The organism is Amycolatopsis orientalis DSM 43388 (assembly GCF_000411975.1).
Taxonomy (GTDB): domain Bacteria; phylum Actinomycetota; class Actinomycetes; order Mycobacteriales; family Pseudonocardiaceae; genus Amycolatopsis; species Amycolatopsis orientalis_D.
The window spans coordinates 161655-183945 of sequence record NZ_ASXG01000077.1 but is presented as its reverse complement, the minus strand read 5'-3'; the positions used below and the strand labels follow the sequence as shown (position 1 = coordinate 183945).

General features: G+C 68.2%; 19 protein-coding genes and 1 pseudogene. 5 read left to right on the top strand and 15 right to left on the bottom strand.

The genetic code is table 11. The annotated features are described in order from the left end of the window. Positions 1-12: 12 nt before the first annotated feature. Positions 13-417 carry a DUF1636 family protein gene (locus tag L942_RS42015; protein ID WP_051165975.1) on the top strand — a complete coding sequence of 135 codons (405 nt, stop codon included), beginning with the start codon at positions 13-15 and terminating at the stop codon, positions 415-417. A gap of 90 nt (positions 418-507) precedes the next feature. Here L942_RS42015 and L942_RS42930 read toward each other — a convergent pair whose 3' ends face one another. From L942_RS42930 to L942_RS15015, 6 genes and pseudogenes are all read right to left on the bottom strand, one after another. Further along, positions 508-1203, bottom strand: a complete 696-nt coding sequence (locus L942_RS42930; RefSeq protein WP_235079139.1) for an integrase core domain-containing protein — start codon at positions 1201-1203, stop codon at positions 508-510. Positions 1204-2013: 810 nt separating this feature from the next. Next, positions 2014-2211, bottom strand: a complete 198-nt coding sequence (locus L942_RS44295; RefSeq protein WP_158684468.1) for a hypothetical protein — start codon at positions 2209-2211, stop codon at positions 2014-2016. A gap of 151 nt (positions 2212-2362) precedes the next feature. Beyond that, a pseudogene (locus L942_RS15035) lies at positions 2363-3644 on the bottom strand (IS256 family transposase). 105 nt (positions 3645-3749) lie between these two features. Continuing rightward, positions 3750-4894 (bottom strand): IS3 family transposase gene (locus L942_RS15030; RefSeq protein ID WP_106964905.1). Its coding sequence is split into 2 segments (ribosomal slippage): positions 3750-4621 and positions 4621-4894, totalling 1146 coding nucleotides; the frame shifts between segments, so codons are not numbered across the junction. A 583-nt stretch (positions 4895-5477) separates the two neighbouring features. Next, positions 5478-6500, bottom strand: coding sequence for a hypothetical protein (locus L942_RS15020; protein ID WP_037360322.1), 1023 nt, complete (start codon positions 6498-6500; stop codon positions 5478-5480). A gap of 2 nt (positions 6501-6502) precedes the next feature. Then, positions 6503-9649: a hypothetical protein gene (locus L942_RS15015; RefSeq protein ID WP_158684467.1), complete on the bottom strand. Its 3147-nt coding sequence runs from the start codon at positions 9647-9649 to the stop codon at positions 6503-6505. Here L942_RS15015 and L942_RS44290 point away from each other — a divergent pair. After that, positions 9620-10513, top strand: coding sequence for a hypothetical protein (locus L942_RS44290; RefSeq protein ID WP_158684466.1), 894 nt, complete (start codon positions 9620-9622; stop codon positions 10511-10513). The genes L942_RS15015 and L942_RS44290 overlap by 30 nt on opposite strands. Positions 10514-10878: 365 nt before the next feature. Here L942_RS44290 and L942_RS15010 read toward each other — a convergent pair whose 3' ends face one another. Further along, entirely contained in the window at positions 10879-11619 is a 741-nt protein-coding gene (locus L942_RS15010) for a hypothetical protein (RefSeq protein ID WP_037360316.1), read from the bottom strand. Next, positions 11606-13090: a hypothetical protein gene (locus tag L942_RS15005; protein WP_158684465.1), complete on the bottom strand. Its 1485-nt coding sequence runs from the start codon at positions 13088-13090 to the stop codon at positions 11606-11608. Before L942_RS15005 ends, L942_RS15010 begins: the two co-directional genes overlap by 14 nt. A 1143-nt stretch (positions 13091-14233) precedes the next feature. On the opposite strand from L942_RS15005, the gene L942_RS45860 reads away from it, so the two are divergent. Next, complete coding sequence (locus L942_RS45860) at positions 14234-14359, top strand: hypothetical protein (protein ID WP_268745722.1); 126 nt, start codon at positions 14234-14236, stop codon at positions 14357-14359. A 722-nt stretch (positions 14360-15081) separates the two neighbouring features. On the opposite strand, the gene L942_RS15000 is transcribed toward L942_RS45860, so the two are convergent. From L942_RS15000 to shbA, 4 genes are all read right to left on the bottom strand, one after another. Continuing rightward, on the bottom strand, positions 15082-15465 hold the full coding sequence (locus tag L942_RS15000) for a DUF6188 family protein (protein ID WP_037360311.1): 384 nt from the start codon (positions 15463-15465) through the stop codon (positions 15082-15084). A gap of 2 nt (positions 15466-15467) precedes the next feature. Beyond that, positions 15468-16643, bottom strand: coding sequence for a putative T7SS-secreted protein (locus L942_RS44910; RefSeq protein WP_200862816.1), 1176 nt, complete (start codon positions 16641-16643; stop codon positions 15468-15470). After that, positions 16633-16977: a hypothetical protein gene (locus tag L942_RS44285; protein ID WP_051165973.1), complete on the bottom strand. Its 345-nt coding sequence runs from the start codon at positions 16975-16977 to the stop codon at positions 16633-16635. The genes L942_RS44910 and L942_RS44285 overlap by 11 nt, the downstream gene beginning before the upstream one ends. Before the next feature lie 382 nt (positions 16978-17359). Beyond that, on the bottom strand, positions 17360-17848 hold the full coding sequence (shbA, locus tag L942_RS14985) for an RNA polymerase sigma factor ShbA (RefSeq protein ID WP_037360309.1): 489 nt from the start codon (positions 17846-17848) through the stop codon (positions 17360-17362). Here shbA and L942_RS14980 point away from each other — a divergent pair. Together L942_RS14980 and L942_RS14975 are read left to right on the top strand one after the other, a co-directional pair. Further along, entirely contained in the window at positions 17838-18359 is a 522-nt protein-coding gene (locus tag L942_RS14980; RefSeq protein WP_081655071.1) for a DUF1345 domain-containing protein, read from the top strand. The two genes, shbA and L942_RS14980, sit on opposite strands and share 11 nt — an antisense overlap. Positions 18360-18368: 9 nt before the next feature. Continuing rightward, positions 18369-19346: a cation diffusion facilitator family transporter gene (locus tag L942_RS14975; protein ID WP_037360305.1), complete on the top strand. Its 978-nt coding sequence runs from the start codon at positions 18369-18371 to the stop codon at positions 19344-19346. 3 nt (positions 19347-19349) lie between these two features. Here L942_RS14975 and L942_RS14970 read toward each other — a convergent pair whose 3' ends face one another. The 3 genes from L942_RS14970 to L942_RS14960 are packed head-to-tail and all read right to left on the bottom strand — an operon-like array spanning position 19350 to position 22265. Then, entirely contained in the window at positions 19350-20744 is a 1395-nt protein-coding gene (locus L942_RS14970) for a glucose-6-phosphate dehydrogenase (RefSeq protein WP_037360301.1), read from the bottom strand. After that, positions 20741-21085 carry a hypothetical protein gene (locus L942_RS14965; RefSeq protein WP_037360298.1) on the bottom strand — a complete coding sequence of 115 codons (345 nt, stop codon included), beginning with the start codon at positions 21083-21085 and terminating at the stop codon, positions 20741-20743. Before L942_RS14965 ends, L942_RS14970 begins: the two co-directional genes overlap by 4 nt. Next, entirely contained in the window at positions 21078-22265 is a 1188-nt protein-coding gene (locus L942_RS14960) for a PucR family transcriptional regulator (RefSeq protein WP_037360296.1), read from the bottom strand. Before L942_RS14960 ends, L942_RS14965 begins: the two co-directional genes overlap by 8 nt. Between the last annotated feature and the right edge of the window lie 26 nt (positions 22266-22291).

Below are 22291 nucleotides of genomic sequence, written 5' to 3'. Positions count from 1 at the left end.
CCCGAGGCACCCGTGACACTGCTCGTCTGCACCACCTGCCCCCGCTACGACCCCCAGCGCAGCGGCGAATTCGGCAACGCCCTCGCCACCGCCCTCGCCGACAACCCGACCAGCGACAAAATCGACATCCGCCACGTCCAATGCCTCGGCGGCTGCCCCCGCGACGGCGTCATCGCCCTCGACGGACCCGGCAAAGCACGCGTCCGCCTCTCCCGAATCACCACCGACGACACCGACGCCATCCTCCACGCCGCACACGCCCACGAAGCCAGCTTCACCGGCGTCCCAGGCGACTGGGAAATCCCCGAAACCCTGGCCAGCCGAATCAGTTCCGTCACCATCAAACGCGCACCCAGGACAGGGTTCGACAGCCACATTCGCCAGCCATCCCGACCCATGTCCCCGCGCAGCTGGTGATCTCGGTCAGGCACAGGACCGTGAGCCCGCAGCGCAGCCCGGACACCGGCAGTGCCGCGGACCGCGCCGTCGCCGTGCGGCTCACGCCGGTCAGTTCCCGGCGGACGGCGATGCGGCCACCGTCAGAACTTCCGGCTCCGCCGGACCGCACCACCCACGTTGGCCCAAGGAGCGATGAGGTCGATGGTGGTTGAAGTGATCGACGCACTCGGCCAGGACCTGTTCGAGATGAGGCCGGTTGACGATGAGCATCCGATCCAGACACTCACGGCGAACGCTGCCCACCCAGCGTTCAGCGATCGCGTTCGCCCGCGGCACCCGAACAAGACTGCGCAGGACGTCGATGCCAACCGACGCGAATACCTCATCGAACGCAGTGGTGAACTTCGCGTCGCGGTCACGGAACAGAAACCGTAGGCCTTCCACGCGACCATCAAGCTCCATCAGCACATTCCGGACCTGCTGAACCACCCACGCCGCAGTCGGATGAGCGGTCACCCCTGCACCATGAACACGACGACGGTCGTGTTCAACAAAGAACAACACGTACAACCGGCGCAGCAACACCGTGTCGACGTGGAAGAAGTCGACCGCCAGGATGCCCTTAGCCTGGGCAGTGAGGAACCGCTTCCATGTCGGTCCCGATCGGCGCGCTGCCGGGTCCAAGCCTGCACCCTTGAGGATCGTCCATACCGTCGATGCCGCGACCGTGTGCCCCAGCCCGACGAGTTCACCGTGGATTCGCCGGTAGCCCCACCGTGGGTTGTCCCGGGCCATCTCCAGCACCAACCGGCGGATCCCTGCCGCGACCGCCGGGCGCCCTGGTCGGCGTCGACAGATCCACCGACGCCGCACCAACGCGGCGTGCCATCGCAAGATCGTCCGTGGCGACACGATCAACGTCAACCGACACCAGCTCGGCACCAGCCGCACCAACGCCCGATAACACAGCGCGATCAGCCCACGTCAGATGCGGCCGCGTCACCTGGCGCCGCAGCACAGCCAACTGATGACGCAGCACGAGGATCTCCACGTCCTTCGCGGCCGCGGGCCGCACACACAGCACCAGCCACCCGAACACCCGCGCCACCAGCAGACACAGAAACCTCATGCCCACAACTCGTGATCATCGACCACCGGGCAGTCACCCCATCAACCACCCGCCCACACACCACGAACCACCCGGTCAGAACCTATGACAGCGTTTCCGGCACCCACAGGATGAACTCCGCGACACCGGCCGAAATGGACACACGGCGTCGCCTCCGCCGCGACACCCAGAGGCAACCGCGGACGACCCGTCCGATCATCGGCAGACACCTCCGCTGGCGAACAAGCCAGCGAGATGTCAGGACCTGCCTCGGCCGGCGCACTACCAGCCAGAGCGGATAGGACCCAAGGCGGACCCAGGCGATCAATACCACCGGGATCGCGAGGGAGAGCGCGAAAAACAGACCGGCACTCCGCTGTCCACGAGGCGCGCCGCGACCGGTGCGCCGGTCGCGGCGCGCTCGGGCGGACGCAAAGCCAATCAGGGAGGCCCGCAAGGCGAACAATGCAAGCCTCCCTGATTCATCGACACAGCTTCAATAAATGCTATCTTTTATTCCTTCTCGCTGATATCACCGCCGCGATTAAAGCTGTCAAAATCCCGGCGGAAAAGAGGACGATTCCTATCGTATTCACTTTTTCACCGGCGTCAGGATTATCCTGCAAGAAGACGAAGACGGCAGCGAAGATCGCAAGAATTGCACCGATACTGCCGACCAGTACAACGATGCTTTTCTTCTTCATTGCTCTCCTTGTCGACAGTCTAATCTCTGGACTTGAATTCTTTATTGGCCTCATTGATGGCTACCACGCCGGCGCCGATCGCGGCCACGCCTGCGCCGATTCCGCCTACGGGGTCTGTCAAACGAGCGGTGTAACTCGGGTTGAAGGGGAACTACTTGCGTCCGGCGGCCAGGCGGCCGTCGAAGGCGATCTCGAACGCGTTCAGCGCGGGTTTCCACCGCATCGTCCAGCGTTTCCGGCCGGCGCCCGTGGGGTCCAGGCTCATGATCGCCATGTAGACGCACTTGAGCGCGGCCTGCTCGTTCGGGAAGTGACCGCGGGCTTTCACCGCGCGCCGGATGCGGGCGTTGACGCTCTCGATCGCGTTGGTCGAGCAGATCACCCGCCGGATCTCGGCATCGAACGCCAGGAACGGCACGAACTCCGCCCACGCGTTGTCCCACAACCGGACGATGGCCGGATACCGACCGCCCCACGTCTCGGCGAACTCGGCGAACCGTTCGCGGGCGGCGGCCTCGGCCGGCGCGGTGTAAACCGGCTTGAGCGCCCTGGCGATCGCGTCCCAGTGCTGACGGCCTGCGTAGCGGAAGCTGTTGCGCAGCAAGTGAACCACGCAAGTCTGGGTGATCGTGGCGGGCCAAACCGCAGTGATCGACTCGGGCAACCCGGCAAGCCCGTCGCAGACGACCATGAGCACGTCAGCGACGCCGCGGTTCTTGAGTTCGGTGAGCACGTGCAGCCAGTACTTCGCGCCCTCGCCGCCCTCGCCCGCCCACAAGCCGAGGATGTCGCGGCGGCCCTCGCAGGTCACCGCCAAGGCGACATAGATCGGCCGGTTGGCGACCCTTGCCGTCGCGGATCTTCACGTGGATCGCGTCGATGAAGATCACCGGATAGACCGGGTCCAAGGGCCGGTTCTGCCACTCGACCATGCCCTCGACGACCTTGTCGGTGATCGTGGAGATCGTCTGCCGGGACACCTCGGCCCCGTAGACCTCGGCCAGATGCGCCGAGATCTCCCCGGTCGTCAGGCCCTTCGCGGCCAGCGAGATCACCATCTCGTCCACGCCGCCCAGGCGCTTCTGCCGTTTGGCCACGATCTTCGGCTCGAAGCTCGCATCCCGGTCGCGGGGCACGTCGATCTGCACCGGGCCGACGTCGGTGAGCACGGTCTTGGCGCGGGTGCCGTTGCGCGAGTTACCGGTCCCGCGGCCAGCCGGGTCGTGCTTGTCATAGCCGAGATGGTCGGTGATCTCGCCTTCGAGCGCCGACTCCAGCAGCCGTTTGGTCAGCTGCGCCAGCACCCCGTTCTCACCGGTCAGCGCCAGCCCACCAGTCTTCGCGCGATCCACCAGCTGCGCGACGAGCTGCTCGTCCAGGCCATCCAGCCCGGATACGGGGCTCAAGTCCTCAGCGTTCTCCACGCCAGACATCATGTCGGTCATCAGGTGCACTTCCATGATCGGGAGTTACACCGCTCGTTTTACAGTCCCGCTTCGGGACTGCCCCGAGTTCGGTTGACTCGCAGGTGGGGTGGATCAGGCTGCGGTTGCGTGCCTGTTAATTGTCTCAAACTCGATCGGCGTGAGTTTGCCGAGGCGGGCCTGCCGACGCCAGCGGTGGTAGGTGCGTTCGATCCAGGTCACGATCGCCAGACGCAGTTCCTCGCGGGTCTGCCAGCGTTGCCGGTCCAGGACGTTCTTCTGCAGCAGCGCGAAGAAGGACTCCATCGCGGCGTTGTCGCCACAGGCCCGGACCCGTCCCATCGATCCGCGTAAGCCGTTGCGGTGCAACGTGTTCACGAACTTCCGTGACCGGAATTGGCTGCCCCTGTCCGAGTGCACGATCGTGCCGGCCGGCTCCCGCAGCCGGACCGCGTTACGCAACGCCGACACCGCCAATAATGCCGTCATCCGCGAGTCGATCGAGTACCCGACGATGCGGCCGGAGTAGACGTCCTTGATCGCGCAGAGATACAGCTTGCCCTCGGCGGTGGGATGTTCGGTGATGTCGGTCAGCCACAGCCGGTCCGGAACGTCAGCGGTGAATATCTTGCATACCAGGTCGTCGTGCACTGGTGGCCCGGCCCGTCTCGTCAGTCCCTTCTTCTTCGCGAACACCGACCAGATCTTCTGCTGAGCGCACAGCCGCGCGACCCGGTTCACCCCGGCGGTGATGCCCCGAGCGGGCCGTTCGTCAGCGATGAACCGGTGCCCGAACGCGGGGTCGTCACGATGGATGTCGAGCGCCGCGTTGATCAGATAGGCGTCGTCCAGGTCGCGGCGGGTGACCGGGGCCGCCCTCCAGGCGTAGTAGGCCTGTGTGGAGAACCCCAGGACCCGGCAGGTCACCGCGACGGGGAATCCGTCGGCGGCCAGGTCCTCGACCAGCGGGTATGTCATTTTGGGGAGATCTCCTTGGCGAAGTACGCTGCGGCTCGGCGCAGGATCTCGTTCTCCTGCTCCAGTAGCTTGGCGCGTTTGCGCAGCTCACGCAGCTCCGCCGACTCCGTGGTCGTCGTGCCAGACCGGTTCCCGTCGTCGATGTCGGCAATCTTGAGCCAGCGGTGCAGGCAGGACTCGGAGATCCCGAAGTCTTTCGCGATCTGCGAGATCGGTGCTTCGCCCTTGCGGGCGACCGCGACCACGTCGCGACGGAACTCCGGCGGGAATGCTTTCGGCATGGTGGACATTCTTCCAGCGAGGAGCGCATCCTCACAGGTCAGGAGTCAACCGAACCGGGGCAGTCCCGAGATACCCCCAAGCTAGATGTTATCCACAGATGAGGATGAGCCTGTGGTGGAAACCGCTGAGTAGCAGAGGTGGGCGCATTACGCAGTCGAGTACCGGCAAAGACACACGCCATCCGGTGCAGACCTCGACCGAGTCGCCCGCACGCACAACTACGGCTGGCGAATCCTGCGCGAATGGCGCGCGACCGGGCAGATCGACTCAGACAGCGGAGTCTCCACAACAGTGACTGCCTGAGCACCCGCGGAACGTGCGGCAGCACGACACAGCCGGTGCAACGTCCCCAAGATCGCCCGGCCGGCTTCGGGCGCCGTCGAGGAGAACTTGGGCATCGTGGGGCCTGGTGCCACTGTCGACGGTGCACGTGGCCTCGAGCACCTCGGCGGCACCGTTGAGTTACCCGGCCAGCCGGATGCCGACGGTGAGGTCTCGACACAAGCCCAGGCCGGCCGGCGAAGAGAACGGCGAAACAACCACGCAAGCCGGCCGAGACGACCTGCCGGGTCCACAACGGCTTCACAGAGCCTGGTCCAGCAGGTCGTAGCGAAGGGCTTCCTGCGGTATGGCCCGACCGCCGGTCAGGAGCGCGATACTGCGGTCCCTCACGCTTTCCGGTAGCCACTTGGCCAGATCACGGGCTCGCCCAGGCTCGACTCCGGGGCCGGGTCGCGACGGCCGGTCCGCCAGCAGCCGCCACAGCGACTCCGCCGGTCCCGCCAGGATCCCGGACCGGCTGACGATCGCGCATGCGGTCGCAGCGATCTCGAGGCCCGGGGCGTCGAGGTCACCAAGGTAGTCGAACCGCGTCACCCGGAACGGCAGATCGAGAACCGACGCCAGCGGTGCCGTGTTCCGTCCCTGGATCCAGGCTACTGCCACCCACTTCGGCGTTGTCCGTCCCCGGAGCACCCGGAGCAGGCTGCGGAAGGTGGCGTGGTTCTCCACGCAGACCAGTGCACCGGGCGGGCCGACGACCGGTACGGCCGGCTCCCACGTCAGCGGCGTCGGAACGCGTACGCATCGCAGCAGGCCGAAATTGAGCCGGTCAGGCCGCCACAGCGTCTCCCCGCCCACCGGAGGCGTCGAGTCGAACGCCTTTTCGTTGCCGAGGAGTTCATACGCGCGCTCGGCGGCTGGGATGACCGCCACCTGTCCGCCGTTCGTACGGCGCAACCAGTCGTTGACGGCCAGCAGCACGGTTCGCTGACCGCTGAGCAGGTCGAGCGACGTCGCCCAGTCCGCGAGTTCGGGACGCAGGGGTACGCCGACCGGACGCCGTTGGTCACTGGCCTGAACCGTCCTGATGAGCTGGACAGACTTGGGCAGCACGCTGCGTCCGCGCTGGACTCTGGCCTTGGCGACGGACCAGAGACCAGCCTCTCGCCCGCGCTCGAGGGTGGCTCGGACGAGCTCGGGGACGTCGCCGGGCCCGGCTCCGGGAGCGAGCTTCCTCAGCTCGGTGGCGAACGCGTCGATGTCACGGCGGCCGCCCCGGCCTTCCGGATCGAGCGCGAGGACCAGTGCGTCGAGGTCGACCATGGTCATTCGCCGAGGACCTGCAGGACGTCGTGCTGGATCAGCTCGAGATCCGCCAGCTCGCGGTTGCCGTCGTCGACGAGCACGACCTTCTCTCCGGACGACGGGCGTGAACGACGAGCCAGGGTGATGATCCGGTCGAACATCGACAGTGCCCCCTTGTCCTTGGGGGCGGCGGTGAAGACAAGCTGCAGCCCGAGCTTGTCGGCTGCGAGCCGCATGGTCCGGACGAACTGGTCGGCGGACGCCTGGCCGAATGGGTTGTCCAGCCAGAGCCAGCCGATCGAGGTGTCGTTGCCGGCCGCCTTCACCCGGGCCATGGTGGCGTACAGCAGCACTCCCGCCGTCACCCGCTGTCCGCCGGAGAAATTCTTTAGCTCGGCGACGTCGACCCGGTCGAGGGCGAGATCGGTGTGGGGCTTCAGGAGCCGGACGCGGAACGGTGCGTCGACGAGAGCGCGGGCAGCGGCGAACAGCATCGCCTGGGCATCCGAGCTGCCCGCATCGGGCGCGAGGAGAGCGTGGACCAGGCGCGCCACACGGTCGACCGAAACGGATTCGTCGTCCGGCACGGGTTCGTGATCGATGACGGCGAAGCGCTGTCCCGACCACTCCCCCAGCCCTTCTGGCAGACGTGACTGGTTCTGGTAGTGGCGCAGCTTCTCGATCGCCGTGGACGCCTGGATGTGCAGCATCCGGGCACACGTCCGCACGCGTTCGTCGTGTTGCCCGAGGTCGTCCCGCAGGGTGGCCACCCGCTGCTCCAGCTGCGCCGCGATGCGTTCGGCGTCGAGGGCGAGGCTCTGGTCCGTCCTGAGCCGCGTGATTAAGTCGGCCAGGTGGGGATCGGCCTGGTCTTCGACAACTCTGGCGTCCTTGCCGTTGGCGTGTGACTGCACGCCGGCCGTCAGTTCGTTCAGCGCGGCTTGGGCTCGCGAGACGTTTTCGGTCGCGGCCCGCAGCTCTTCAGTGCTGTTGGCGAGGACCTCGGTCAGCTTGCCCACGTCGTCGAAAACGCGTCCGGCCGGAAGCTCGGCCGCGAGGTGGAGCAGCGGCCGCACCGAAGCCTCGATCAGCCGATGCGCTTCCGCAGCCTTGGCACCGGCCGCTTCCGCCTCCTTCATCAGGCGGTCCTCGACGTTGCGTTTCTCGAGAAATTCCACGGCCACATCGTTGAGCTGACGTGCGTACTGATCGGCTTCCAGCGGCGAAGTGACCCGCACCGCGCTCGGGAACCCGTCAGCGTCCGGAGAGGTGCGGTCCTCGCGGTCGTCGACCCGCTGCTGGTGGACGCGCCGGGCGGCCTCCGCCGTCGCCTCCGCCTTCGCGAACTCGACCCCTACATCGGAACTTCGCCCCTCGGCGATCCTGATCGACTCAGCCAAAGCGACCGGATGGCGGGCACCTCTGCTCGCTGCGTACTGCTTGGCGAGCTCGCGCCGCTCGCGGTCCGTGCCGATCCTCGCCTCGGCATCGGCGAGTTCGCCGCGGAGCCGCTCGATCTCGTCGGACAGCGCGGGATCGATCGTGGCGCTCGCCAGTGTCTCCTGCACACCGGCCAGGCGTGCCTGGAGAACCGTCTCCCCTTCGTCGGGAATCGGCCCCTCCGTCGTCGGTGCCAACCCCGCTTGGCGCAAGGCGTTAGCCGCGTCATCGCGAGCGTTCGCGCGTTCGTCTTGCAGTCCCTTGGCCTCGTCGATGCGTTCCGCCAGATCGGCCTTGATGTCCGACAGCTCCTCGATGCGCGCGCCGAGCGAGGCGATCGCATCGCGGAGTCCAGGCAACGCGCGACGCGCCGCGGCGATCGTCTCGGCCGCGGCGATCGCGGGAACGAGTAACCGGCGGTGCTCTGCTGCCGTGTCGATCGTCAGCTGGGCCTCCTCCACGACGCCCCGCTGCACGACCCGCTCTTCTTTCAGCGCAGCGATTTCCTCTCGCGCGGTCTGTTCGTACCGACTCGCCTCCTCCACTCGTTGCTCGGCGGCCTCGATACTGCGGTTGAGCGCGGGACGAGGATCCGCCGGAAACTCCTGCCACAGCTGCTCGCAGGTCGCGAGGACGCCACGAAGGAGCTGGGCCCGTGCGGTGGCCTTGGCGCGATCGTCTTCCGCTCGTGCGCGGTCGTCGGTGGCCGCGGCGACGAGGCCCGCCGCGGCGTCCCGGTCGAAGACCCCCACGGGTGGCAGCAGAATCCGCGCTTCGGTCCCGCTGCCGCCGCCACCCGCCGCTGCGGCCTCGGGATCAGTGACCGCGCCGACCCAGAGGGCGACATCGAGGTCGAGACCGTCGAGCACGGCCGCCACCGCGGGCACGAGGTGAGGCTCCGCGACGACGAGTCCGGAAGCGATATCCGGCCGCGACCGGGCGAACGACTCCGCGGGCTCGGCGGTCATCGTGTCCGCGATCCACCGCCACCCGGACCACACCGTGAGTTCTTCCTGCTCGCACCGCCGCACCGCGTCCTCGACGATCTCGGCCGGCGGCAGGAGCCCGTCGGTGCCGATCGAGTCGATCGTGCGCTGCGCCGCCTCGGCCGCCCGGCGCGCTTCTTCCGCGTCACCGTCCGCCCGGGTGGCGCGCCCGGTCAGCACGTCCGTGAGCAGGGCACGACTGTCCCAGAGATCGGCGACCGTACCGCCGAAGGCGTCCACCACGAGTTCGTCCTCTTCGACTGCAGCCACTCGCCGATCGACCGTGTTCAGCTGTCCGCGGAACCGCTCGACGTCGTCACGCGCTTCGCGGCTCCGCCGCTCGGCCGTCACAAGCCGGTCCTGTGCCCAACCGAGAGCCGTTTCGATCCGCTCCAGCTCGACTCTGGCAGCGTTTCGCCGGCCCTGCGCGGCGGTGATCGCTTCGGCGAGCTCGAGGTCCTGCTGTGCCGGTTCCTCGCCTTCCGGCAGCAAACTCGCCTCGACGGCCCCGGCCAGCGTGCCCTCCGCCGCGGCCCGGTTCTTTTCGTGCTGCTCCGCCTGCTGGGTGACGGCGCCTCGCTCGCCGAGCGCCTGCCTCTCTTCGCGAGTTGCGTCATCCAGGTCGTCGCGTGCCTTCTTCAGCCTCGTCTCGGCTGCTCGGCGGGCGCTCTCCGCTTCGTCTCGGCGTGCGGTCAACAAGCGAGCGATACTGTGCCTGAGCGCGCTTTCCTCGCGCTGCAATTGTTCCGTCTTCATTTCGACGACCCGCCGGCGCTCTTCGAGACCGGCGAGACGGCCGGTGAGCTCTCCGGCCAGGAGGACGTCTCCGACGATCCGCCAGGCGGCGAGTTCCCGCTCGGCGTCCTCTCGTTCGTCGCGCCGCCGGTCGGCGATGCCCTCGGCTTCCCGCACTCGCAGCTCGGCGGCACGCAGTTCCATCCGAAGGCGGTGGGCCTGCGCTCGCCGCGCCGCCGAACCGGCCTCCCGGCGAGAGCCGTCGTGGTGGTCGTACAGCTGCTTCGCCGTTTCTTCCTTAAGGCGCAACGCCGCAGTCGTTGCTTCCGCGTCGGCAACGGCCGAGACAGCACGTGTCCTGGCCGCTGTGGCCGCGCGGCGCTGCTTGCCGGCCTCGTCGTGTGCGACGGCGAGGCCGAAGAGCGGCTCGATGACTTTCTGCCAGAGGTTCAGCTCCTCCTCCCAGCGCGGCCGGGCGGCGGCGTTGGCCCGGAGGACGTCGACGCTGTTCGTGATCTGCTCCACGGTCGAAGTCGGCATGGTGGCGCCGACGAGCCACTGGACGAACTGGTCGGAGTCGGTGAACCGCATGACCCGATCGACGCCGCCCTCGGCGGCGTTCATGACGGCCTGGAAGCGAACCTGGTCGAGATCGACGCCGACGGCGTCGAGCCACCTGCGCCAGTTTCCCTGGTGGTCGGACGGCAGATGCGGTGGTATCGCACCGCCGGACGGCAGCACGGCACGCACGCCGTCCGTGAACTGGTTGCGGGTGGCCCACCTCCCGGCATCGGTCCGGAACGGAAGGTCGTCGATGGTCGGCCCGTGCTCACCCGAAAACCAGCCGTAGAAGACGCGGTGGAGCCGTGACGGGTTCTCGAGGTCCTGGGTGCCGCCGCCCGCCCAGTCGGCGACCATGCCGACCACGACACGCTGCAGCTCCCCGTCGATGACCCGACTGGCCTGCTCGACGACGTGGCAGACATCGCGGGACCGGACCAGATGGGCCAGCGACCGGTCCGATTCGCCGCGGATGAAATCCCGGGCGGACGGCAGGTAGAGGGCGTAGCGCAACGCCGTGACCATCGTCTTGCCGGTGCCGTTGTCCGCCCACAGAGCCGCATGCGCCGTGCGGTCGAGGGGCTCCGACCACCTGAGATCCAAACCTTCCAGCCGGGACTCGGCCAGGCCGGCTCCCGCCAGGAAGGTGCGTTCCAGCCGCCAGCCGAGATGTCTCACGCGTCCTCCTCGTCGAGCGCGGAAATCCCTGAGTTGACGATGGTCTGCCACGCCAGCGGACCACCACCGGCGGCGACGTGGGCGCGGAACCGGTCGGTCGACCGCCACACCCGCAGGTCCGGGCGCGGCGGCGGCACCGTCCGATCCGCCACCAGGAGGCCGAAGGCGGCCAGCATGCCGAGCACTTCTTCGCACATCTTCACCGTGCAACCACGCTTGAGCTGGCCGGTGTTCTTCGTGACGGCGATTTGCTTGCGGTGGACGCTGTACTGCTCCCACGCCGGCCCCAGACCGGCGGGCAACTCGGCTTCCCCTGCTTCGACCGCGGCGGCGTGTTCCCGGATCAGCCGGTCAACGTCGATCGCGGAGACCCGCCGAGTGCCCGGCTCTCGCACCGACCGCGCGGTCGGGTAGCACCAGGCGGCGGCCCCTCCGAGCGCCACCCCGTAGACCATCCGGTCCCCGGCGCTGCTGATCCGCAGCCATGGGGCCGTATCAGCGACGGCAAGCGGTGAGTCGACCTCCGCGGAGAGCACCAGGCCGGTCGTCCGATCCGCGGCCAGTGTGCGTACCCCGAGGCCGGCCGCGGTCTCTTCGAACGCCGTCCGCAGCTCGGGATCCGTGGTGTAGCGGTCGAAGAGCCGGTTGTAGGTATCGTGGCGAGCTGGTGTCACCGTGTGATCGAGCGCGAACCGCAGCAGCAGGCCGACGTCCCTGGCAAGGTCACGGTCGGTCATCCGGCACCCTCCGGTGCAGCAGCAGATCCGGGAAATCGAGATCGGGCGTGGATTCGCGGCAGGCGTCGTCAACGGCCCACCAGTCGTCGCTCCGGTCAGGAACGCCGTCCGGGCGCCACAGCATCAGGGCGTCCAAGGCGAGCAGCAGCCGGAGGCGCAGCCGTGCGGTGTGCCGTCCGCCGGCAAGGGCGGCCAGCTCGACGACGGTGCGGAGGTCGGGCTGGGAGAAGAGCGCGTCGGCGTCGGCCAGCAGATCGGACAGCCGCGCCTTCATCCCGGGTGCAACTCGCCGGCCGCGCAGGGCTTCGGCGACGTTGTGGAACTGCTCGGGGAACTGCTGGTAGACGCCGTCGTTGTCCTCCAACGCGCCGGTCGCCACTTCCCGTCCGGGGACGTCGAGAACCTGACGCGGCGGCGCGACGAGCCGATCCGCCAACGCCGAGAAGTTGAGCAGCCGTGCCGGTGCCGGAGGCGAGGCGTCGGCGCCGGCTGGCAGCGGCTGCCCGGCCAGAAGCGCGGACAGGACGTCCGCAGTGGGGTCGACCTCGGTCGCTGGAACGGCCGTGAACGCCTGCGCCGCCTGAGCGTCGCGCCAGCGCGGTGTCGCGCCGATGACGTCGGTGTGGAGCTCGGCGAGCGTCTCGACGGCCTCGCCGAGCCGGGAGATCGCCACCGTGAGCTGCTGGACGGCTTCGGGATCCTGTTCTTCGGATGCATCGGAACGCAAGCTCTCCAAGTGGCGCAGAAAGGTCCCGTCGACCTGGATCCGCCGTTCCAGATGCCGCGACGCGGCGGTCAGTTCCGGCCGCAGCGTGGTCACGTAGTCCACCCGGCTGATATCGCGCTCGGCTTCGATGATCATGCGGCGGACGTTCGCCGAATAGGTCCGAGACAACGTCAGGGCGTCTTCGGCCGATTCAATCGCCGCACCGAGCCGTCCGCTGTCGGCCTGCGCCTGCATGACGGCGATGACCGCTTCGTGTTCATCTTCGAGGGAGCGGTTGGTCGCGAGCAGCAACAAAGCCACCGCGGTGTGGTCGGCGTTGACCTGCAGCGACGACCCGTCGCCCGCCAGGGTCTCGTACAGGACGCGAACCTGGTGGGTTACGCGCTCCCAGCCGGCATCGGCGTCGGCGTGCTCGACGGTGAAGTACGGCGACGGCTCGTCGTGCCGCAGCAGGTGATCCAGCACGAACCGGGCGACCCGCTCGTGCTCGGCGACGGGCCGGTGCGGGGCCATCATGGCCGCGCCCCGCGTCATCTCGTCCAGGACCGTTTCGCGCGGAGCACCCAGAGTGCCGTCCAGGCCCGAAGAAAGCGCGATCGTGTCCACGCTCAGCTGGATCAGCGCAACGAAGTCGTAGGCGGCCCAGTCGACGTCCGACGGGTTCCTGGCCCGGTTGAGGTGCACCTCGAAAATCGGTGACAGGTGCGCGAGCGTGCGCCGTCGGCGAGCGGCGCTCCCGGACAACGACGATCCCCTGGAGAAACCGGCCGTCACCCGCGTTCTCCGCTCGAGTTTCCGCCGCCGAACCACGAGGTCATTCCCCACCTCCCGGGCACTTACCGTAATCGCAGGTGATCCGCCCGAACGACGACCGATCGGGTGATGAGACACGAACTGCCTGCCCACGGGCCCTACGCCAGCCGCTGCAGGCCAGATCGGCTTGCACGTAGCGGAAGGCTCGGCCCGACGTTGCCGAAGGTCTCGCCAGAGAGCGTGTCAAGCACGATCATGCCGATGCTCACGCCGATGCACGGCTCGCTGTCTACCGCAAACAACATGCAGCCGCCCCAGCAACACCGTGTGCACATGGAAGAAGTCCACCGCCAAGACGCCCTCGGCCGGTTGTGAGGAACTGCTTCCACGTCGGCCCCGACCGACACGGCACCGGGTCCAGTCCAGCATCTGCGAAGACCTCCCGCACCGTTGACGCCCCGATCGCGCGCGCACCAACTCGACAAGCTCGCCGCGGATTCGCCGGCAACCCCACCACGGGTCGTCCCCGGCACCTCCACCACCATCCGGCGGATCGCCACGCCAGTGCGGCCGTCCCGGGCGACGCCGGCAGATCCACCGGCGTCGCACCAGTGACACGTGCAAACGCAGGACCGTGCACGGGACATGACCAACCACAACCGACGGCCAATTCGGCACCAGCCGCACCAACGCGACCAATACCAGACCGTTCAGGCGATCCCGTCACGCGCCAGGCCCGTGGCTTCACGCCAATCCACGCGGACCACTCGCGTCAACACCCGGGACCGTTCTGCACCGACCCCTAACGACTTGCGCAATACCTCGGCCGCGCCCGGGCGATGATGCCGCTCACGATGCTGCGCGTCGATCAGTTTCGCCCGCTCCACCAAACCGGGGTCAAGTCCGACGACGTTTTTACTATTGAGCCGCGACGGCCGCTCAGACACGTCAGCCGTCGGAGCGTCCGGCCTATGGCCGACCGTTCCATGGACATCGGCGAGAGCTTGCACCCGCCCCGGGGCCCCACGTCAGACCAGCCAATTAGCAACAGCGGTCTCACTGCATCGACCAGCGCCTTCCGAGCAATAAGCAGTTCTTCCGACGGGTAAGCGCAACCGGACCATCGAGGCGCTGATGACCGCAAACCGGATCACCCCCGAGCACCCGAACGTCTCCGAGATCGTCGACCAGTTGTCCGACACGAGAGGGGCCTACTTGGAGGACGAACCGGCCGACCTTCGCCACTGTGTCGCCACGTAGGGCCCTGAAGATCCGTTTTGCTAGCCCGATGGTGCGCCGACGAGACCAGGTAGCACCTCCGCGCTGTCACTCACTCCGCGTCACGCCTGACGACCGGATCGGATGCCCGCAGGCAGCCCCACGGTCCGCGGCGCAGCAACACGGGCCGCAGCCCAGCGGCCCGTGCGGGCATGATGTCGTTGTCCCGGTGATCACCAACGTAAATGATCTCGTCGCGCTCGCCCGGTGCCAAAACCATCACCCGCCCGAAACGCTGGTTCAGATTTGGCGACGCCCCGTTCGCCGGAGGCCGCAACGGGATCGGCTGGAAGCTCCAGTGCGCGCAGCAACCGGGCGGCCTTCTCTGTCTGGTTGTCGGCAACACCCACCCACGCCCCGCTCGCACGGAGGGCAACCAACGCCAGCCGGGCACCTACGCTTCCCTCGATCGCCTCGCCGGCACCGGCATACCTCACGCCGCTGCCGCTCGGCTGCGAGGTCGAAACCGGGCCGCAGCATTTGGAAGGCCTCGGCGTTGTTCAGCGCTGACGCCGTGACGGTGCGCCGGGGGACGCCGAGCTCATCCGTCCATCTGCCAAGCTCGACGCTGTCGTCCAACGAAGGCTCGCCAGGGCCGAGCACGACCGGCTCGATCGCAATACGCCCGGCTATCTCGATGTCCCGCCACCCGGAACGTAGCCAACCACCTTCTCACCATCGCGCGGGGCGGCGGGCGAACCTCGTCAAGGGGCGTCGGGCTTGGCGTCCCAGGTTGCGAGTTCTCCGCCAGGCATGGAGACGACCAGGAATCCGTCGGGCCCGGATACTGTCCAGGCTTCGTATTCGTCGTCTTTCTCCGCCTGGATCGCGGCTCCGTTGCCGAATGCGATTCGCAGTGTGCCAGAATCGTCGGCATCGGATTTCACCACGACTTGAGACACCAAGACATCCATCGGCTGGAATGATTCTTGCGGATCGCTCTCCGGGGAAAAACTATACTGCTTCCCCGGCACGTTGAAGCTGAACGGCGATTCGATGCGCGCCGTGTAGTCGTCGGAGAAACGCAGAACGGCACTGTATTCGACCGTTACGGTGAGCAGCTTCTTTCCCTCAAGGCCGAGATTCACGGCTACCATCCTTCCGGCGTCGGGTACGATCCGTCTGCATTGCGTGGGATATGGGTTTCCGCCCGGGATCCCGGCTTGCCGTCAAGTTTAACGGGCTGGTTGTGTTCGTTGGTGAACTTGACGTAGCCGTTCGGGTATCGCGGATCCGCGCCGGGTTCCATGACTCGGACGGAATTCGCGTCGCCGGAGGAACCAGGTTTCTGCCAGACGGTTCCCTTGCCATTGTTGGACGGCCGGGAGGCCCAGCCGTCCTGGGCGCCCGCCGGCGGCGACGAGTCCGCAGCAGAACTTCCCGCGCTCTCGCTGCTGCTGTTGACTTTGAGCGGTTCAACCCGGTCGTCGCCGGCGGCGTGACCTGCCAGATCTGTGACAGCAGCCCCCGTCATCGAGACCCCGGCCGCGATGCCCGCCGCGGAGGCGATGTTGAGCGGTACGCCGGCGACCGCGCCGACGCCCGTCGCGTCCAGGGCACCGCCCAAGCCTTCCCCGGCGCCGCTGATCACGGTCAGGCCGATGCCGCCCGCAGCTGCGAGGGTATCGAGGGGGTGGTTGAGCATGGCGTTCCCGGCCGACGCCATCGCGTTGACCACATCCGCGCCGGCCTGCGCGAGCGTATCCCCTACGTCGTCGAGCCAGCTTGATTTCTGCGGCGCCTGACCTGCACGGTCACGCAGGGTCTGCGCGGTGATGTTGCCGCTGTCCGCGAGCTGGGCGCGGGCGCGGTTGAGCGCGTCCCGAGCGGCTTGCCGCTGCCTCTCACCTGTATCGGTGAAGACAGGCGGAGGCTGGTTGTTCGCCTGTGCCTGTGCGGCCGCCTGGTCGTAGGATGCCTTGGCCTGCTGTGTCGCGGCTTGGCCTTGGTTCCACAGGGAGACGGCCTCGGCCGCCTGAGCTTGCGCCCATCGCAGTGTGCCGGCGTAGTCGTTCAGCGCCCCGCTCGCGGCTTGCAGGGAGTCGGCCGCCGCGTACCACTTTCCGGGTTCGTACGAGAATTTGTCGTGGAACGCGGTTGCGGCCGGGCCCTGCCAGGCACCGGTGTCGATCGCCTTCAGGCCGTCGGCCGCACCACCGGCCTCTCCCGCGCGTGCTTGCAGGACGCGCGCGTTCTGTTCGATCGCCTCCGGGTTGCCGGGGATCAGGGCGGCCGGGTCCTGGGTTTCGCCGAGCTCAGCCATCATTGACCGCCCGCTGACCGGGATCGGTCCGGAGGGTCCGGGCTGTCGCATCGTCGATGCCGCGGTACGCGTTCGCGGCCCTGGTAAGGGCGGCGCCGATCTTGTCGGCGTCGTCGGTGAGGATGTCGAGGCCGTCGGACCACCGCGTACAGAAGTCCATCAACCCGTCGTGCACACCCTGATGGCCATACAACTCCGCCTCACCGCACAGACCGCGGAGCTGGAACCCCTGTTGGTCTGTGACGCTACGGCTGATCCCGCTCCCGGCCTCCGCCACCTTGTCGACGTCGACGTGGAATCCCGGCCCGTCTACCACTGAAACGACCCCCTCCGACACTCTCCGTACTCGGCCATCCTCTCTATCGGACCACACGATAAGCAACCACGGGGTCACTTTGTGCAGGTTTCCCACCTGCGCCGATGCGATCCCGATGCCGCCCGGTCGATGTCGTCGCAGGTTGAGGGGATGCGCGACATGCAGAATCTGGCGCCGGAACGCCGCATGGTGTCGATCCTCGCGCACACGCGGCAACACCGGCGTCGGGGTCGCGCGCAGCTTCGGCGGTGGGTGCGTCGGTTCTCGACGGCTCCTGCCAGCGAGCAGGCGTGTTCACAGGTGGGGTCGTTGGGCGGATCCAGACAATCGCTCCCGTGGTCGGCTATCAAGCCTCGCTCACGAAGGATCTCGCTGGCGTCGGCGGGGACGGGGTGGTCCTTGGTCATCGCTGCCGGGTCACCCGTCGGCGGAGGCTGTTGAGCGCACGGTGCTGGGCAACGCGCACTGCGCCGGGCGTGGACGACAGGAGTTCGGCGGTCTCCTCCGAGGTCATTTCCCCCATGATGCGGTGCACGAGGATGTCCTGATGTTTCTCCGGCAACGTGCCGATGAGCTCTCGCACCATCTGCCGCATCTCTGCCTGCAACAGCGCCTGTTCGGGGCCGTTGCCGGGATCCGCTCGCTCGGGGACGTCGGCGACGGCCGTGGATGGCTCGCGGCGCTGTTTTCGGTGAAAGTCCGCGATCTTGTGGGCTGCGATGCCGAACATGAAGGAGAGAAAGCTCTTGCCTTCGTCCCGGTAAGATGGGAGCGCGGTGAACACCGCGAGCAGCACATCTTGCGCGACGTCGTCGGCTGAGGCGTAGCCCTGGCGAGAGGGGCCGATTCGGGCTCGGCAGTACCGGATCACCTTCGGCTGGATGGTGGCCATCGCCGCGGCCGCGGCCGTGTTCGTCGTCTCCGGCTGGCTCGCGTTGTGGCCCATGGCGGCAGACCGGACCCGCCGATACGCGCGTCGCGAGGACCTTCGTCCGGCGGTTGAAGAAATGATCGTGGTCACCGCCGCGCTGTGCGGATTGGCCGGCATCGTGGTGTTGCTGGTCTCCGGACAGTCGGCCGGACCCGCGACCGCGGCCGTCGCGCTCGGCGGCGTGTTTTCCGTGTGGGCGGCTTTGCATCTCATGTACGCGACGCGTTACGCGGACCTGTACTACGCGGAATCGTCCGCCGGGATCGACTTCAATTCCGGCAATCCGCCCGCGTATCGCGATTTCTTCTACTTCAGCTACAACCTCGGCATGACTTACCAGGTGTCCGACACCAGCGTGTCCAGTTCGACGATCCGCGCCGTCGTGCTGCGGCACACGCTGCTGTCGTACGTGTTCGGCACGGTGATCCTGGCCGCCACGATCAATCTTGTCGCCGGAATCGTCACCCACTAAGGACCGAGCATGACCGCATCGCGGCCCAGCCAGGCGGGCGAGAGCCTGACGACCGTTCTCGTCGCGTTGAGTTCCAATGTGCTGATCGCGGCGGCGAAAACCGCGGTGGCGGCGGTCACCGGTTCGGCGGCGATGCTGGCCGAGGCGGCGCATTCCTGGGCGGACACCGGCAACGAGGTGTTCCTGCTCGTCGGCGAACGCAAGGCGGGCAAGAGCCCGGACGAGACCCATCCGCTCGGCTACGGCCGGGGCGGGTACGTGTGGTCGATGTTCGCCGCGTTCGGCCTTTTCACCGTCGGCGCGGCGGTCTCGGTCTGGCACGGGATCCAGTCGCTGCGCGCGCCGGAGGAAACGTCCTCGTACGCCTGGGCTTACGCGGTGCTGGGAATCTCCTTCGTACTCGAGGGAACCTCGTTCGCCCAGGCGCTGCGCCAGACCCGGCGCGGCGCGCTGACCCGCAAGCTCCGGCCCCTGCGGTACGTGCGCGTCACGTCCAACCCGGTGCTGCGGGCGGTGTTCGCCGAGGACCTTTCGGCGCTCATCGGACTGCTCATCGCCGGGTCGAGCATTCTGGCCCACCAGCTGACCGGCGACGCTCGCTGGGACGCGCTCGGCTCTATCCTGGTGGGAATCCTGCTCGGAGCGGTCGCGATTTTCCTCATCATGCGCAACATGGACTTCCTCACCGGGGAGAAGGTCACTCCATTGGCCCGCAATCGCGCGTTGCGGATCCTGCTGGAGCACGACGCGGTCGAGCGGGTCAGTTTCCTGCACATGGAATGGGTGGGCGCGGACAAGATTTTCCTGGTCGCCGCGGTCGACCTGACGGGCGACGCACCCGAATCCGCGGTCGCGGCCCGGCTGAACGAGGTGCAGGACGCGCTCAACGACCGCCCGGAAATCCAGCGGGCGGTGCTGACGCTGGCGCGTCCCGGCGATCCGACCGACCTGCGGCCCGCTCCGCTCCCCGAGTGGTATGTCGAGTGAGGTTCACGCCGGCGAAGGCAGCCAGGGCGGTTGCCAGGCCGGGCATCCGTCCACCAGCTCGTCCGCGGCGGAAGGCCCCCACGTTCCCGGCGCGTACGACCGGGCCGGACGGGGATAAGCCAGTGCCGGCCGCAGGATCCGCCAGCTCTCCTCCACCGCGTCCTGCCAGGCGAACAGCCGGTCGTCGCCGGACAGGGCGTCGGCGAGCAGGCGTTCGTAGGGCGAGCGCGGGGTGCCCAGGTCCCGTTCGAAGGTGGTGTCCAGGCGCACCGGCCGCCATTGCTCCGCACTGTCCAATCCGGACAGCCGGAGCCGGAACGCCGGGTCCGGCGAGATCCGCACCACCAGCTGGTTGGCCTCGACCCGCGCGGCGTCCGGCAGGAAGCGCAGCCGCGGCGTGTCTTCGAAGATCAGCCGGACCTCGGTGGCGCTCGCGGGAAGGCATTTGCCCGCGCGCAGGAAGATCGGCACCCCGGCCCAGCGCCAGTCGTCGATCGCCAGCTTCAGCGCGACGTACGTTTCGGTGTCCGACCCGGCGGCCACCCCGGGCACGCCGTGGTAGCCCTCGTATTGGCCCCGCACGCAGTCGCCCGGCTCGACGGCCGGGATCGCCCGGAACACTTCGAGTTTCTTCGCGCGCAGATCCGCCACGCTCGACCCGACCGGCGCGTCCATCGCCACCAGCGCCAGCAGTTGCAGCAGATGGTTTTGCACGACGTCGCGCAGCGCCCCGACCTGATCGTAGAACCGTCCGCGCCCGGCCACGTCCAGTTTCTCCGCCATCGTGATCTGGATGGCGGCCACGCTGTCGCGGTCCCACAGTCGCGCGAGCACGTGGTTGGCGAACCGCAGGTATTCGATCTCGGTGACCGGTTCCTTGCCGAGGAAGTGGTCGACCAGCAACAGCTGCCGCTCGTCCAGGACTGCGTCCAGGCGACGGCGTAGTTCCTGCGCGGAAGCCAGGTCGGTGCCGAAGGGCTTCTCCAGTGCTACGCGAGCGTCAGCCAGCAGGCCCGCGGCGGCCAGCCGCTCGACGACGGGGGCGAACAGCGACGGCGGCAACGCCAGGTAGTAGAGAGGGCGGCCGGTGGCGGCCAGGCGTTCGGCGAGTCCCTCGTACAGCTCCGGATCAGCGGCACCCCCGCTCAGGTAGGACAACCGCCGAGCCAGGCGGGCGAACACCGCCGGGTCGAAGTCGTTGACGGCCTTCTCGAGGGACCGGCGGGCCAATTCGGTGAACTCCGCCCGCGACAGGCGCGCGGTGGCGGTGCCGATGACGGGACAGCGCAGTTCGCCGCGCTGTTCCAGCCGGTAGAGCGCGGGAAGGGTCATCTTCGCCGCGAGATCGCCGGTGATCCCGAAAATCACCAGAGCTCCGGCATTCCACCCCGCGGTCATAGAAGATCCGTCTCGTCCGGGGCGACCTCGCAGGTGCGTTCGCGGCCCAGCGGCGCGGACACCGAAGTGACCGTTCCGGTGCCGCAGCCGCGCCAGGCCACGGTGATGCCCTGCGGCTCGTCGCGGCTCGATCCGATCGGGCCGCGGGCGGCGGTTTCGGCGGGACCGACGTGGTACGTGCGGATGTCGTCCTGGCCGGTGCCGTCGACCCGGGTCACCTCGTAGGCGAAGATCGCGACGCGCTGTCCGGCGGCCGGGAAGTCCGGCGGCCACGGGTTGTCGAACAGCCCGCCGCTGGGGGTACCGAGGGTTTTCGCGGTGATCTGGGGTGCGTCAGTCATGGTCCATCCCTTTGAGAGTGTCGATGCGCAGCGCGTGCATCGCGGCGACAAGCTCGGCCAGATCGCGAGGATCGGTGAGCGTCCGGTCGGTGAGTTCGCGGATCCGCCGCAGCCGGTAGCGGACGGTGTTGGCGTGGCAGTGCAGGGTCTGTCCGGCGCGTTCGGTGGAGCCGCCGTCGGCGAAGTACGTGTGGAGGGTTTTCAGGAGCAGGTCGCGTTCGTCGGCGGGCAGATCCAGCACCGGGCCGAAGACGTGGTCGCCGAGCCGCTGGCCTTCGTCGGGGTCGTTGGCGACGAGCGCGGCCAGCGGGCTGGGATCGAACGCGCGGACCTCGACGCGTTCCGGCGGAATCCCGGCCAGCGCGGTCCGCGCCAGGTGAAGCGCACGCGGGGTGTCGGCCAGCGACGGGTACAGCGGGCTGACCCCGGTGCGGGTCGACGCCACCTCGCCGAGCACGGTGAGCAGCGCGGGGTATTGCTCGTCGCGCACCGACACCAGACCGGCTTGCAGCGCTGGGGTGAGCTGCCACGCCGACACCATGCCGAGCTGTCCGAGCCGCCGTTCGACGCCGACCAGGCTCTCCTCGGCCAGCCCGCGGGTCTCGGCCGCGACGACGGCGAGTCTCCCGTCGGGAGGCAGCCCGAGCAGCCGTCCGGCCTCCCACGGCCCGGCTCCGGAGAGCCGCTGGCCGGTGAACAGTGCCTCGGCCAGCGCCGAGCGACGGCGTTGCTGCGCGGCGAGAAGCTCCGCGCTCGCCGCCCGGTACGCCTCGGTCACGCGGACCGCGTGCTCGTCGGTGACCTGCCAAAGCAGGCTCGCCGCGTCGACCAGCGCCTCGGTGCGGCCGATCTCCCGCGCGTGCGCGGCCAGCAGATCCCACAGCATCGCGCAGCCGATCCGGTACACCTGCAGCACTTCCGGCAGCGGCGCGCCCTGGTGTGCGCGCCGGCTGCCGGTCTCCTGCGGCGCGCCCTGGTCCGGGTCTTCGCGCCCGTCGAGCGCGTCGACCAGGAACCGGATGTTGACCGCGATCGAACGGTGCAGGTCGGCGCGCGGCACGATCGTCTCGTCCCGGTAGAGGTCGATCCGCTCGCCCGCCGCCGCGCAGATGCCGTCGATCAGCCGCGGCAGCCGCGGACGGACCCAGCCGACGAGTTCGGCGATCCCGCCACTGGTCATCGGGCCGCCCGCGAGGCCGCGCCGCG